Origin of the sequence: Pacificibacter maritimus, from assembly GCF_003814915.1 — a bacterium.
Lineage (GTDB): Bacteria > Pseudomonadota > Alphaproteobacteria > Rhodobacterales > Rhodobacteraceae > Celeribacter > Celeribacter maritimus.
This window is the reverse complement of record NZ_RKQK01000004.1, coordinates 167,994-180,348: the sequence shown is the minus strand read 5'-3', so window position 1 is coordinate 180,348 and position 12,355 is coordinate 167,994. Positions and strand designations below refer to the sequence as shown.

Annotated in this window: 13 protein-coding genes and 1 riboswitch; of the genes, 7 read left to right on the top strand and 6 right to left on the bottom strand. The window is 50.8% G+C overall.

Features of this window, described 5'->3' with window-relative positions:
* Positions 1-97 precede the first annotated feature (97 nt).
* Genes dapF through EDD53_RS12375 form a run of 3 tightly spaced genes read left to right on the top strand, consistent with a single transcriptional unit; the run spans position 98 to position 2,849 of the window.
* The gene (gene dapF, locus EDD53_RS12385; RefSeq protein WP_123793712.1) at positions 98-952 is read left to right on the top strand and encodes a diaminopimelate epimerase; all 855 of its coding nucleotides are present in this window, start codon (positions 98-100) and stop codon (positions 950-952) included.
* Positions 949-2,211: a tRNA (N(6)-L-threonylcarbamoyladenosine(37)-C(2))-methylthiotransferase MtaB gene (mtaB, locus tag EDD53_RS12380; protein WP_123793710.1), complete on the top strand. Its 1,263-nt coding sequence runs from the start codon at positions 949-951 to the stop codon at positions 2,209-2,211. The genes dapF and mtaB overlap by 4 nt, the downstream gene beginning before the upstream one ends.
* Positions 2,208-2,849, top strand: a complete 642-nt coding sequence (locus EDD53_RS12375; RefSeq protein WP_123793708.1) for a glutathione S-transferase — start codon at positions 2,208-2,210, stop codon at positions 2,847-2,849. Before mtaB ends, EDD53_RS12375 begins: the two co-directional genes overlap by 4 nt.
* A 22-nt stretch (positions 2,850-2,871) precedes the next feature.
* On the opposite strand, the gene EDD53_RS12370 is transcribed toward EDD53_RS12375, so the two are convergent.
* Entirely contained in the window at positions 2,872-3,510 is a 639-nt protein-coding gene (locus tag EDD53_RS12370) for an outer membrane protein (RefSeq protein WP_123793937.1), read from the bottom strand.
* Between the two features lie 311 nt (positions 3,511-3,821).
* Here EDD53_RS12370 and petA point away from each other — a divergent pair, with 311 nt between their 5' ends.
* From petA to EDD53_RS12355, 3 genes are read left to right on the top strand one after another with little or no spacing between them, the layout of a single operon-like run.
* Positions 3,822-4,385 (top strand): ubiquinol-cytochrome c reductase iron-sulfur subunit, encoded by a 564-nt coding sequence (gene petA / locus EDD53_RS12365; RefSeq protein ID WP_123793706.1) that lies wholly within the window; start codon positions 3,822-3,824, stop codon positions 4,383-4,385.
* Between the two features lie 11 nt (positions 4,386-4,396).
* Positions 4,397-5,722, top strand: coding sequence for a cytochrome b (gene petB, locus EDD53_RS12360; RefSeq protein ID WP_123793704.1), 1,326 nt, complete (start codon positions 4,397-4,399; stop codon positions 5,720-5,722).
* Positions 5,723-5,739: 17 nt separating this feature from the next.
* Entirely contained in the window at positions 5,740-6,531 is a 792-nt protein-coding gene (locus EDD53_RS12355; RefSeq protein WP_123793702.1) for a cytochrome c1, read from the top strand.
* Between the two features lie 58 nt (positions 6,532-6,589).
* Here EDD53_RS12355 and EDD53_RS12350 read toward each other — a convergent pair whose 3' ends face one another.
* The 3 genes from EDD53_RS12350 to EDD53_RS12340 are packed head-to-tail and all read right to left on the bottom strand — an operon-like array spanning position 6,590 to position 9,769.
* Positions 6,590-7,282, bottom strand: coding sequence for a thiamine ABC transporter ATP-binding protein (locus EDD53_RS12350; protein WP_123793700.1), 693 nt, complete (start codon positions 7,280-7,282; stop codon positions 6,590-6,592).
* Positions 7,275-8,819 carry a thiamine/thiamine pyrophosphate ABC transporter permease ThiP gene (locus EDD53_RS12345; protein ID WP_123793698.1) on the bottom strand — a complete coding sequence of 515 codons (1,545 nt, stop codon included), beginning with the start codon at positions 8,817-8,819 and terminating at the stop codon, positions 7,275-7,277. The genes EDD53_RS12350 and EDD53_RS12345 overlap by 8 nt, the downstream gene beginning before the upstream one ends.
* Complete coding sequence (locus tag EDD53_RS12340) at positions 8,795-9,769, bottom strand: thiamine ABC transporter substrate-binding protein (RefSeq protein ID WP_123793697.1); 975 nt, start codon at positions 9,767-9,769, stop codon at positions 8,795-8,797. The genes EDD53_RS12345 and EDD53_RS12340 overlap by 25 nt, the downstream gene beginning before the upstream one ends.
* Positions 9,770-9,811: 42 nt before the next feature.
* Positions 9,812-9,914, bottom strand: a riboswitch (TPP riboswitch).
* A gap of 100 nt (positions 9,915-10,014) precedes the next feature.
* Here EDD53_RS12340 and aroC point away from each other — a divergent pair.
* On the top strand, positions 10,015-11,118 hold the full coding sequence (gene aroC, locus EDD53_RS12335; protein WP_123793695.1) for a chorismate synthase: 1,104 nt from the start codon (positions 10,015-10,017) through the stop codon (positions 11,116-11,118).
* Position 11,119: 1 nt separating this feature from the next.
* Here aroC and EDD53_RS12330 read toward each other — a convergent pair whose 3' ends face one another.
* Both EDD53_RS12330 and EDD53_RS12325 read right to left on the bottom strand, forming a co-directional pair.
* On the bottom strand, positions 11,120-11,980 hold the full coding sequence (locus EDD53_RS12330) for a DMT family transporter (protein ID WP_170162755.1): 861 nt from the start codon (positions 11,978-11,980) through the stop codon (positions 11,120-11,122).
* A gap of 74 nt (positions 11,981-12,054) precedes the next feature.
* Positions 12,055-12,342 (bottom strand): HU family DNA-binding protein, encoded by a 288-nt coding sequence (locus tag EDD53_RS12325; RefSeq protein WP_123793693.1) that lies wholly within the window; start codon positions 12,340-12,342, stop codon positions 12,055-12,057.
* Positions 12,343-12,355 lie beyond the last annotated feature (13 nt).

The following is a 12,355-nucleotide window of genomic DNA, read 5'->3' as shown; positions in this document are numbered from 1 at the left end:
TGGTGGTGGGGCGGATTTACAGTCGCACACTGGTAGCGTCAAGCAGAAAACTTAGATAATCTTTTAAAAGATGTCACAAAGGTCTATATGCCAACCTATGAGCACCAATCAAAACACCCCCCGCCCCCCATGTTCACCGCTTTCTTTCGTTAAAATGCACGGTTTGGGCAATGATTTCGTAATTATCGACTCGCGTGGGCGCGATGCGCAAATCACGCCTGCGCTGGCGAAATCTATTGGAGATCGCAATCGCGGGGTTGGCTTTGATCAACTGGCAGAGATTCGTTCTTCAGATTCGGCTGATGTAGATCTAGATTTTTGGAACAATGACGGCTCTCGTGCTGGCGCTTGTGGCAATGCAACGCGCTGCGTCGCCCGCCTACTTATGGACGAGACCTTAGCAGACAGCATCACCATTCGCACAGAACGCGGCCTTTTGCTGGCCAAGCGCACTGAGAACAATGAAGTTTCGGTCAATATGGGACATCCCATTTTAGACTGGGCACAGATTCCTTTGTCCCATGAAGTCGATGTCGAACACTTACCGCTCACAGGCGACCCCGTTGCTGTCGGAATGGGAAACCCTCATGCCGTGTTCTTTGTTGACGACATCACCGCCATCGATTTGGCCGTACAGGGCAGCGCGGTTGAACACGATCCAATATTCCCTGAGCGCACAAATGTTGAATTTGCTGAGATCCGCAGCCGTAGCGATATTCGAATGCGCGTTTGGGAGCGAGGGTCAGGCATTACTCTAGCCTGCGGCTCTGGCGCCTGCGCCACACTCGTGGCAGCATCTTTACGTGGACTGACGGATAAGAAAGTCAAAATGGAAGTCGATGGTGGCACGCTAACGCTTGATTGGCGAAACGACGGCGTGTGGATGACAGGTCCGACGCAACGGGTCTTTACCGCAAGTTTTGATACATCCTTTTTGGAGCCAATATCATGAGCACCAAAGCACCTATCTTTGCCACCTTGGGCTGCCGGCTAAACGCATATGAAACGGAAGCCATGAAAGAATTGGCGGCCTCGGCTGGCGTGCAAGACGCCGTGGTGATCAACACATGCGCAGTCACGGCTGAGGCTGTGCGCAAAGCCCGTCAAGAGATCAGAAAACTGAAGCGCGAAAACCCACAGGCAAAAGTTATTGTGACAGGCTGTGCGGCTCAAACGGAACCTGCGACCTTTTCCAAGATGGACGAAGTCGATGTGGTCATTGGCAACACAGAAAAAATGCAGGCCGATACATGGAATGCCATGGGGCCAAATTTCATCGGAGATACCGAGCGCGTTCAGGTTGATGACATTATGTCAGTGACTGAAACAGCGGGCCATCTGATCGACGGCTTCGGCACACGCAGCCGCGCCTATGTTCAGGTGCAAAACGGCTGTGATCACCGCTGCACGTTTTGCATTATTCCTTATGGTCGCGGCAATTCGCGCTCTGTTCCCGCAGGTGTTGTGGTCGATCAGATTAAGCGGCTCGTGGATCAGGGATACAACGAAGTCGTTCTCACGGGAGTCGATCTTACCTCATGGGGCGCTGATTTACCTGCCACGCCGCACTTGGGTGATTTGGTGATGCGCATATTGAAATTGGTGCCTGATTTGCCGCGTTTACGCATATCAAGTATCGATTCGATTGAGGCTGATGACGCGTTGATGCAGGCAATTGCGACGGAAAAACGCCTGATGCCGCATCTGCATTTATCTTTGCAGCATGGTGACGATCTGATTCTTAAACGTATGGCACGGCGTCACCTGCGTGATGACGCGATCAGGTTTTGTGAAGAGGCTAAAAAACTACGCCCCGAGATGACCTTCGGCGCCGATATCATTGCCGGCTTTCCAACAGAAACAGACGCCCATTTCGAGAATTCGTTGAAGTTGGTCAAAGACTGCGATCTGACTTGGTTGCATGTCTTTCCCTACTCCAAACGCGAAGGAACGCCAGCTGCAAAAATTCCAACGCAGGTGAACGGAACCGTGATCAAAGCGCGGGCGGCAAGACTGCGGGCGGCCGGCAACGCTCAGGTTCAAAAGCATTTACAATCTCAAGTTGGCCGCACCCACGCCATCTTGATGGAAAATCCTAACATGGGCCGCACAGAGCAATTCACTGAAGTCTCTTTTGCTTCCGCGCAAACAGAAGGCACATTGGTAACGGCCAGCATTCTGGGGCACGAAGATGGCCGATTAATCGCATGAACCAACCTTTAGAGACGCCAATTCTTTATAACTTTCGGCGCTGCCCCTACGCGATGCGTGCGCGCTTGGCACTGCATGTTGCTGGCATCAAGGTCGAAGTCCGTGAGATTATGCTGCGCTCAAAGCCCGACCACATGCTTGAGATTTCTCCCAAAGGTACCGTGCCAGTTTTATGGCTTGGAGATCGGGTGATCGACGAAAGCCGTGATATAATGGAGTGGGCGCTGGCGCAAAATGATCCAGACGACTGGTGTAACATGCCACATCAAGGCGAAGATTGGATCAAGCAGATTGAAGGTCCATTCAAGTCGGCTCTGGATAAATATAAGTATGCAACGCGGTATGAAAATGTTGACGCGACCAAAGAACGAGATCGCGCCCGAGACATCTTGATGCACGCTGAAACTCTATTGTGCCACTCCAAATGGCTATTTGGCGACCTCCCTTGCTTGGCTGATATGGCGACCATCACATTCGTTCGCCAGTATGCAAATGTCGACCGCGATTGGTTTGACGCGCAACCATGGGCGAACCTCCGAGCTTGGCTGGATCAGTTTTTAGCCTCAGATCGCTTTGCCGCAATCATGTTGAAATACCCACTTTGGCAACCAAGCAATCCAATTCTCCACTTTCCTTAAAAAGCATAGGGATTGGGATGCTCTAGAAAGAATAACTAAAGCCGACATTCACGGCATTCGTAATGACATTCGTTTCGATCGTACCACCATTATCAAGATCAACCTTATTCATAGAATAGGTACCTTGGTATTCGGCAAACATGGCCCAGGTGTCATTGATGCCGTAGCTGGCACCTGCAATCGCGCGTACCGCTGGGCCAGTCACTTGATATCCGAATGTGTGCGTTCCGCCTGTGGTCTTGATATCCACATGTGGCATCGCAAAACCGAGACCTGCCCCAACATAGGGTGTGATTTTTTCGCCCCAAGCGCTTGGCCAGCGGCGCATTGCATTAATAGTGATGATGTTCAAGCCATCGGTAAATTCAAATTTTTCATATCCGTTCTCCGCACGCGTCGAATCATCCGCTAGCACTTTTGCATGGGTGAATTCACCGCCCCAACCCCAGTTGTCGGACCGCCAGCGAATAGCACGCGCCCCGTAATATGCAGGGGCATCGAAGCTTTTTCCGTCCCAGCCAGCCGTGAATTCATCTGACCAATTTGCCTCTGGGTCATCGCCAGACACACCTGAATGCGGCGCTGTTTGATATCCTCCGTAGACAGAAATTTGTGTTTCGGGATTAGCAAAACTTGGCTGAGACAGCACGATTGGCGTCATTAGGGCGAGATAAAAGGGCTTTAGCATGGGGGCGGTCCAAACATTTTGAGTGATCAGATTAATACTTCAACACTTTAGTTAGGGTGCGGACCTTCGTTTTTTAGGGGTGTTTTAGTTCCCCTATGCATAAGGATATGTGTTTTTACGCACTCGAAACTGTGCCCCCGCGACAACGCGCCCCACTTGCGACGTAATGCACGCTGGACGTGGGGGCCGTCCAACGCTAAAAGCGCCTCAGCAAGGCTGCGGGAAACCGTCGCCTTCTTATGCATTGGCCGGATGACCGGCTTTGAGACAATGGAGAATTGCTCGTGTCCCACGCAGACGAACACGAAGGCAACCGCCGCGATTTTCTGTACTACGCCACAGCAGGCGCAGGTGCAGTCGCGACAGGTGCCGCAGTATGGCCACTGGTCAATCAAATGAACCCCTCCGCTGACGTGAAGGCTTTGGCCTCTATTCGCGTTGATGTGAGCGATGTTGAAGTTGGCACACAGCTAACAGTTAAATGGCGCGGTAAACCCGTGTTCATTCGTCGCCGCACCCAAGAAGAGATCGACGAAGCGCGCGCTGTTGATTTGTCTACTTTGATCGACGGAAACGCGGAAAACGATAACGTCGCAGCTGGCTCAGATGCCTCTGACGAAAACCGTACGCTCGACGAAAACGGCGAATGGTTGGTTATGATGGGTGTTTGCACTCACCTTGGTTGTGTGCCTCTCGGTGATGGCGCTGGCGACTTTGGTGGTTGGTTCTGCCCTTGTCATGGCTCTCACTACGATACAGCTGGCCGCATCCGTAAGGGTCCAGCACCACGCAACTTGCCTGTTCCAGTCGCCGCCTTTGATGGCGCCACTGAAATCGTTTTGGGCTGAGGGAGGAACTGATGTCTGGTATTCCGCACGACCATTACGAACCAAAAACTGGTATCGAAAAATGGATCAATGGCCGTCTTCCTATTTTGGGCCTTGTTCACACAACGCTCACAGCGCCGACGCCTAAAAACCTGAACTGGATGTGGATTTGGGGCATTGTGCTTGCATTCTGTCTGGCTCTGCAAATTGTCACTGGCATTGTTCTGGTGATGCATTACACGCCACACGTCGACTTAGCATTTGCTTCAGTTGAACACATCATGCGTGACGTAAATGGCGGTCACATGATCCGCTACTTGCACGCAAACGGCGCGTCTTTGTTCTTTATTGCTGTGTATCTGCACATTTTCCGTGGCCTTTACTACGGCTCATACAAAGCGCCTCGCGAAGTGACATGGATCATCGGCATGCTCATCTACCTCTTGATGATGGCAACGGGTTTCTTGGGCTACGTTTTGCCTTGGGGTCAAATGTCATTCTGGGGCGCCACTGTGATTACAGGTCTGTTTGGTGCGATCCCATTTGTGGGCGAAGCCTTGCAAACATTCCTTTTGGGCGGGCCTGCCGTTGATAACGCAACTTTGAACCGCTTCTTCTCGCTGCACTACTTGCTGCCTTTCGTGATCGCTGGCCTTGTAATTCTTCACATTTGGGCTTTCCACCACACAGGCAACAACAACCCTACAGGTGTTGAAGTACGTCGCGGATCTGTCAAAGAAGCGAAAAAAGATACGCTGCCATTCTGGCCATACTTTGTGATCAAAGATCTCTTCGCGCTAGGCGTTGTTTTGGTGGTTTTCTTTGCCGTAGTTGGCTTCATGCCAAACTACTTGGGTCACCCAGACAACTACATCCCAGCCAATCCCTTGGCGACACCTGCACACATTGTGCCTGAATGGTACTACTTGCCATTCTACGCGATCTTGCGTGCCTTCACTGCTGACGTTTGGGCGGTTCAATTCGTTTCCTTCATCACAGGCGGCATTGTTGACGCGAAGTTCTTTGGTGTTCTAGCGATGTTTGGTGCAATCTTTGTTATGGCACTTGCGCCTTGGCTAGACACATCATCTGTTCGTTCAGGTAAATACCGCCCGATGTTCAAATGGTGGTTTGCATTGCTTGCAATCGACTTCATGGTTTTGATGTGGGTTGGTGCACGCGATACAGAATTCCCACATGATTGGATTTCATTGATCGGCGCGACATATTGGTTCGTTTACTTCTTAGTGATCTTGCCACTGCTCGGCGTATTCGAAAAACCACTGCCAACTCCAGCAACCATCGAAGATGACTTCGTGGCTCACTATCCTGGCGCTGCCAAAGACTCGGCAGAGTGAGAAAGGACTTAGGAATTATGTTTAAGAAACTTACTCTCTCAGCACTTGCTGCACTGGCGCTTAGCGCTGGTGGAGCAATGGCGGCAGGCAGCGATGGTCACGTTCATGACGTTGATTTTGTATTCGAAGGCCCATTCGGTAAATTCGACGAAAATCAACTTCAGCGCGGCCTTCAGATCTACACTGAAGTGTGTTCAGCCTGTCACGGCCTTCAGCATGTGCCGATCCGCACCCTCGCAGACGAGGGCGGACCACACATGCCAGAAGATCAGGTGCGTGCTTATGCGGCACAATTCGACATCTATGATGAAGAGCTAGAAGATGATCGCCCACGCAAATCGTCGGATTTCTTTCCAAGCTCATCTTTGTCAAACGCGCCAGATCTGTCTTTGATGGCAAAAGCGCGTGCTGGTTTCCATGGCCCGATGGGTACAGGGATCAGCCAGTTCGTTAATGGCATCGGTGGACCCGAATATATCGTCTCTTTGCTCACTGGCTACACTGGTGAAGAAAAAGTTCAAGCTGGCACAACATTCTACGAAAACACCGCTTTCCCAGGCGGCTGGATCGCTATGGCGCCCCCGCTGTACGGTGAAGATGTTGAATTCGCAGATGGTCATTCAAACGAGTTGCACCATGAAGCAGAAGACGTGACTGCATTCTTGATGTGGACAGCAGAGCCAAAAATGATGGCACGCAAGCAAGCTGGATTTGTTGCTGTCACGATGCTGATCCTGCTGACTGTTCTATTGTACCTCACAAACAAGAAATTGTGGGCACCACACAAAGGTAAAAAATTCGACCTATAAGCGTCAGAATTTAACCCATTGAAAAAGGCGCTCTTTAGGGGCGCCTTTTTTGTACTTATTATCCAAGGTAATCGGTAAAACCACTAGGTGGAGATGCTAAAAATTCTGACAACGGCTGCGGCGGCAAACAAACACCAGCCTCTACCCAGATCACATCGTCAGCGATACGTTCAACATCTTTAAAGTCGTGACTCACCATCAAAAGCGTCGCTGACGTACGCTCAGCGATATCACGCGCCAAGTCAGCCATCTCCAAACGCATAGCTGGGCCAAGTGCAGAAAAGGGTTCATCCATCAATATCAGAGGCTTCCTTTGAACCAATAAGCGCGCCAAAGCCACACGACTTTGCTGACCACCAGACAATTCAGAGGGGCGGCGCGCACCAAGCCCTGCCAAACCGACAGCATCCAGCGCAGTATTTACACGATCGACCTCTGCCTTTCGTAGCTTCAAACGCGCCGCAATACCCAGCCCGACATTCTGAAAGGCCGTCATATGTGGAAATAGATTGTTGTCTTGAAAAACCATAGCGACATTGCGCTGACTGGGCGGGACATCGCTAATGTCGGCGTCATGCCAAGTAAGGCGACCACTTGTGAGGGTTTGAAAACCACCCAATATAGATAGAAGGGTACTTTTTCCGGCTCCTGAAGGCCCCATAACGGCAACGCAGCGCCCATCCCCAATCGTAAGATTTGCACGCAACTCAAAGTCGTCTTGACGTAAGTATACATCGGTTAGGTTAAGCATTGGCACGCCCGCCTCGGTCAAAAATATAAAATAATCCAAGGCTAAGCAACAGCAGCAACAAAGCTGCCGCCGCAGCTTGATCCATGCGGTAAGCGCCCATCAAGCGATAAATTTGCAAGGGCAGTGTTGCGCCGTCAGGCCGGGCAAACAGCGTCACAACTCCCAAATCACCCATAGATAAAGCAGCTGCCAAGCCTGCAGAAAACCCCAACGGGGCTCTAATGCGCGGCAAAACAACTAACCGTAACCTCGCCCACCCCACAAGACCAAGACTATCCGATAAAGGCCCAAAACGCGCCTCAGTTGCTCGAACTGCTGGCCCGATTGCTCTTAGAACAAAGGGCAAAGACATCACCGCATTCACCAGCGCGGTGATGAGCAACGCTACATTCGCGGGATCGATAAACGGAAAGACGCAGATAAACAGCCCTGTACCCATCACCAAAGGCGACGCAGCAACGCTTAGCATACCAACCCCTTCCAGCCATCGAAATTTTAACGCTGCAAGCGCCAAAGCCAGCGAAAACACGATCGCGAGCACAGCGGATCCAAGCGCCGTGACAAGCGAGCGCCCAGCCGCCAACCACACGGTTTCAGGCAGCAAGAAAAAGCTCTGGCTTCCTTGAATAACAATCGCACTTAACGGCAAAAGTAAAAATAGAGTTGCAAGAGTTATCCATAAAAAATCGAGCATTCTAATATCGACGCGACTGATATTAAACCGTTGCACAACCCTATCATGCCCAGCCATGATTGCCTGCGGTAGATGCAGCCACAGCGACAATACGGCGGCGACGCCACAAATTACAAACTGTATACTCGCCAGTAAGGCAGCTTTTCCGATGTCAAAATCGAACTTGAACGCTTGGTAGATTGCCAATTCTACCGTGGTTGCTTTCGGCCCTCCGCCAAATGTCAAAGCCACAGCAAAACTTGTGGTGCAAATCAAAAATATGATCGCAAAAATTCCTGAAATCAGCCCCCGCAGCATCGGCCATTCGATGTGGTAAAAACTATCATGCGATGAGAAATTCAGCGTTTCTCCTAAGCGAAATTGCTCTGCGGGTATTGCAGCCCAACCTTGCAACAAAAGGCGCGTTGCAAGAGGTAAATTGAAAAACACATGCGCCAGTAAAACACCATGGAAACCATAGATTGAAATAGGCTCTAATCCAGCCCAGATCAACACTTGCGAAAAGATACCTCCACGACCAAAAACGGCTGTAAGCCCTAGAATTGCGACAATAACAGGTAAAATAAACGGCGCACCGAGGAGAGTGATTAACGCTTTGCGTCCCCAAAACTTGCGTCGCGCCAGCGCACGTGCAACGGGGATAGCGAAAGCGATAGACAATGCGGCAGACCAAAAAGCCTGAACAACTGTGAAACGCACGGCGGCCCAATCAAAAGGATCAAGTGCGCTAAAACCGTCAGCCCGAAGGCCGACAGAAAGCAAGGTTCCAAGGCTAAAGAAAGTCACTAATCCAGCGACAATCAGTCCTGGCCAAGTCGTTATTGCGAGAATGCGGTGCGCCATTCAGCGATCGCCTCATCCCGAAGTTCGGCCGCTTCATCTTCATTCAAAAAGATGGCCTTATCTGGATAGTTCAAGTCAGAGAATTCAGTCGGCCACTGATCCTTGGGCAAAGCAGCAGGATAAGACCAGTTCGATGTGGCAATCAGGCTTTGGAATTTTTCATCCATGATAAAGGCCATGAATTGATCGGCCAGTTCTGGTTGGTCGGTTGTCTTCAGTTTAGCTGCCAGTTCGACCATAAAGTAGTGTCCTTCATCGAAAAGGGCTGCTGACTTTGTTTCATCTTCTTCCGCGATGATATGGTAGGCTGGGGATGTCGTATAAGATAAAACCATGTCGACTTCCCCATCCGTGAACAAGCCGTAGGCTTCAGACCACCCTTTTGTGACAGTTGTGACCTTGGGGGCAAGTTTTGCCCATTCAGTTTCAGCATTGTCACCAAATACTTGTTTGCCCCATAGGATCAACGCAAGGCCAGAAATAGATGTACGCGGATCTTGTATTGCGATTTTCCAATCTTGATCACTGTTCACAAGTTCAGAAAAGCTGGTTGGTGGCGTATCGATTTTGGTATTGTCATACACAAATGCCGTATAACTCCAGTTGAACGGTAAAAAGGTATCATCGGACCAATCGAGCGGCAGAGTGAGTGCAGAGGTATCCACACCATGTGGAACAAACAGACCCGATTCACGCGCCTTCTTGGTTACATCCGAGTTAAATCCGATGGCCACATCCGCATTTGTACGCTCCCCTTCAAGCAACAATCGCGGCAACAGGTCGCCCGTGACATATTCGATATCACAGCCGCAAGTCTCTTCGAAAGCCGCTTCGATTGCGGGACCTGGGCCCCATTCTGATCCAAAGTAGTCTGGCGCATAAACAGTTAGAGGATCAGCAAAAACTGACGAGGCCGTCAGGCATGCCGCAAGTGATAGGCTATATTTCATAGCTCGCTCCATTAAAAAATGGGCGAAGAAAAAGGTGGGCTCATGCGAGTCTCATACCTTCCCTCCGCCGGTTTTAGCCGGTTCAGGTTCTACGGGTCCGCATCGCGCATCTCAGCCACATCTGGTGGCACCCCGAGGTAAGTCGCAACTTAGCGTTAATATTACCAAGTGCAAGCCCTAGGCGCAGTGCCCCCTTTTCCATTCGACCAACACAGGTTAAACGGTGAGAGATCAAGGAGCACACCATGAGCATGAACACATTCGGTCACCTATTTCGTTTCACCACTTGGGGGGAAAGCCACGGGCCCGCCTTGGGCGCAACAGTAGACGGGTGTCCTCCGGGCATTTCGTTGACTGAGGAAATGATCCAAGTGTGGCTTGATAAGCGCAAACCAGGTACGTCCAAGTACACAACCCAGCGACGTGAGCCAGATCAGGTTGAAATATTATCTGGCGTGTTCGAAGGTAAAACCACAGGGACGCCCATCCAACTGTTGATACGAAACACTGACCAACGGTCCAAAGACTACGGCGATATTGCAGAAAAATTCCGCCCCGGTCATGCTGACATTACATATTTCCAAAAATATGGCCTGCGGGATTACCGTGGCGGTGGACGCTCCTCTGCACGCGAAACTGCCGCTCGAGTTGCCGCTGGCGGAGTTGCACGTGCCGTGTTGGCAGAGCTCATTCCAAGCTTGGAAATCAAAGGCTACATGACCCAAATCGGGCCGAACCGTATTATCGGCGAGCGCGATATGTCGGAGATCGACAACAACCCATTTTGGGTGCCCAGCGCGGTTACAGCCAGCAATTGGGCTGCCTACCTAGACGACATCCGTAAGTCGGGTTCCTCTGTAGGGGCAGTTGTGGAGGTTGTCGCAAAGGGGGCTCCTGCTGGACTAGGAGCACCGATTTATGCCAAGATCGACACTGATTTAGCCTCTGCCATGATGTCTATCAATGCTGTGAAAGGTGTCGAAATTGGCGAGGGCATGAATGCGGCTATGCTCACAGGCGAAGAAAATGCCGATGAAATTCGAATGGGGCCAGATGGGCCTGAATACATGTCTAACCACGCGGGCGGCATTCTAGGCGGCATTTCTACCGGTCAAGATTTGGTGGTGCGTTTTGCGGTCAAACCCACCAGTTCAATTCTGACATCTCGTAAAACCGTGACCAAAGAAGGTGAAGACACTAACTTGATCACGAAAGGTCGCCATGACCCATGTGTGGGTATCCGCGCTGTCCCCGTAGGCGAAGCCATGATGGCTTGCGTCATTTTGGACCACCTACTGTTGCACCGCGGTCAAAACGGTGAAAAGCCGCGAGGCACGTTCGGCGGATAGATCAATCTTTGGACAACTGAACGGCCAAGATACCAATCATAATCGTTACTACACCGATGATATCCCATGTGCCTACGCTTTCGCCAAGAAAAACAGCCGCAATAGCGACACCGAAGAACGGGTTCATAAAGTGAAATGCAGCACCCTTCACTGTGCCGATCCGTTCGACCAACTTAAACCATAGCCATGTCGCAAACAGGCCGGGTATAAAGGTTGTGTAGATCATCGCGATGACGAGACTTGCCGACATTTGAACCCGATAAACATCGACCATCGGCGATAAGATGGCCAAAATCACGCTACCAATCAAACTTTGCAACCCGACCACCATCAGCACGTTTGCCCCCGCACCTACAGAGCGCACAGTGATAGTAGCGATAGCCAAAGCGATGGTTCCGGCGACACACATTAAAATACCAATCAGGTCATTTCCTGCTGACAACCGAGTACCCATGATCACCAACACACCTATGAAGCCAATAAGCAGGCCTAAGATTGCCATAGGTTTGGGAATATCTTTCAGAAAGAATGTAGAGAACAAAGCAACCACCAATGGCATCGACGAGGCCAGCACAGAAGCAAGCGAGGCTTCAACTGTGCGCATCGCCAAAAAGTATAAGCCTAAGTAAGCCGCATTCTGGCAAACGCCAAAGACAATGATCGCGCGCCACTGATTGCGATTGAATTGCCAAGACTGGCCAAGCAAGCGCGCCAGAAGCACACCTGCAATACCTGACATCAAAAACCGAACCGACAATGATGCCAAAGCAGGCGCATCGGCAACGATAATCCGCGCAGATGTAAACGCTGATGACCACATTACTACGAAAGCCACGCCCATTATGATCGCTTTTAGATCCATCGCGCTTACACCTTATTCCAAAGAAAAAGAGCCGCACCACGGTACGACTCCTTTAAACAAAACTTTCGAAACGATTAGCCGTTTACGCTGTCTTTAAGCGCTTTAGCAATTGTCATTTTAACAACTTTGTCTGCGTCTTTTTTCATTTGCTCACCCGTCTGTGGGTTACGCACCATGCGCTCTGGACGTTCACGGCAGTAGATTTTGCCAACGCCAGGCAATGTCACAGCACCGCCAGCAGAAACTTCGCGTGTGATGATCGCAGTAACAGCTTCAAGTGCTGTGCCTGCTGTTTTTTTGTCTGCGCCCAATTCTTCCGCCAAAGCGGCGATAAGTTGGGTTTTTGTCATTGGTTTCGACATGTCTGTATCTCCT

What these genes read in the sequence shown, in the direction of transcription:
- EDD53_RS12325 (WP_123793693.1), bottom strand. Translation starts at nt 12,342, where the DNA reads ATGTCGAAACCAATGACAAAAACCCAACTTATCGCCGCTTTGGCGGAA.
- petB (WP_123793704.1), top strand. Translation starts at nt 4,397, where the DNA reads ATGTCTGGTATTCCGCACGACCATTACGAACCAAAAACTGGTATCGAA.
- EDD53_RS12375 (WP_123793708.1), top strand. Translation starts at nt 2,208, where the DNA reads ATGAACCAACCTTTAGAGACGCCAATTCTTTATAACTTTCGGCGCTGC.
- EDD53_RS12355 (WP_123793702.1), top strand. Translation starts at nt 5,740, where the DNA reads ATGTTTAAGAAACTTACTCTCTCAGCACTTGCTGCACTGGCGCTTAGC.
- EDD53_RS12330 (WP_170162755.1), bottom strand. Translation starts at nt 11,980, where the DNA reads ATGGATCTAAAAGCGATCATAATGGGCGTGGCTTTCGTAGTAATGTGG.
- mtaB (WP_123793710.1), top strand. Translation starts at nt 949, where the DNA reads ATGAGCACCAAAGCACCTATCTTTGCCACCTTGGGCTGCCGGCTAAAC.
- dapF (WP_123793712.1), top strand. Translation starts at nt 98, where the DNA reads ATGAGCACCAATCAAAACACCCCCCGCCCCCCATGTTCACCGCTTTCT.
- EDD53_RS12345 (WP_123793698.1), bottom strand. Translation starts at nt 8,819, where the DNA reads ATGGCGCACCGCATTCTCGCAATAACGACTTGGCCAGGACTGATTGTC.
- EDD53_RS12370 (WP_123793937.1), bottom strand. Translation starts at nt 3,510, where the DNA reads ATGACGCCAATCGTGCTGTCTCAGCCAAGTTTTGCTAATCCCGAAACA.
- EDD53_RS12350 (WP_123793700.1), bottom strand. Translation starts at nt 7,282, where the DNA reads ATGCTTAACCTAACCGATGTATACTTACGTCAAGACGACTTTGAGTTG.
- aroC (WP_123793695.1), top strand. Translation starts at nt 10,015, where the DNA reads ATGAGCATGAACACATTCGGTCACCTATTTCGTTTCACCACTTGGGGG.
- EDD53_RS12340 (WP_123793697.1), bottom strand. Translation starts at nt 9,769, where the DNA reads ATGAAATATAGCCTATCACTTGCGGCATGCCTGACGGCCTCGTCAGTT.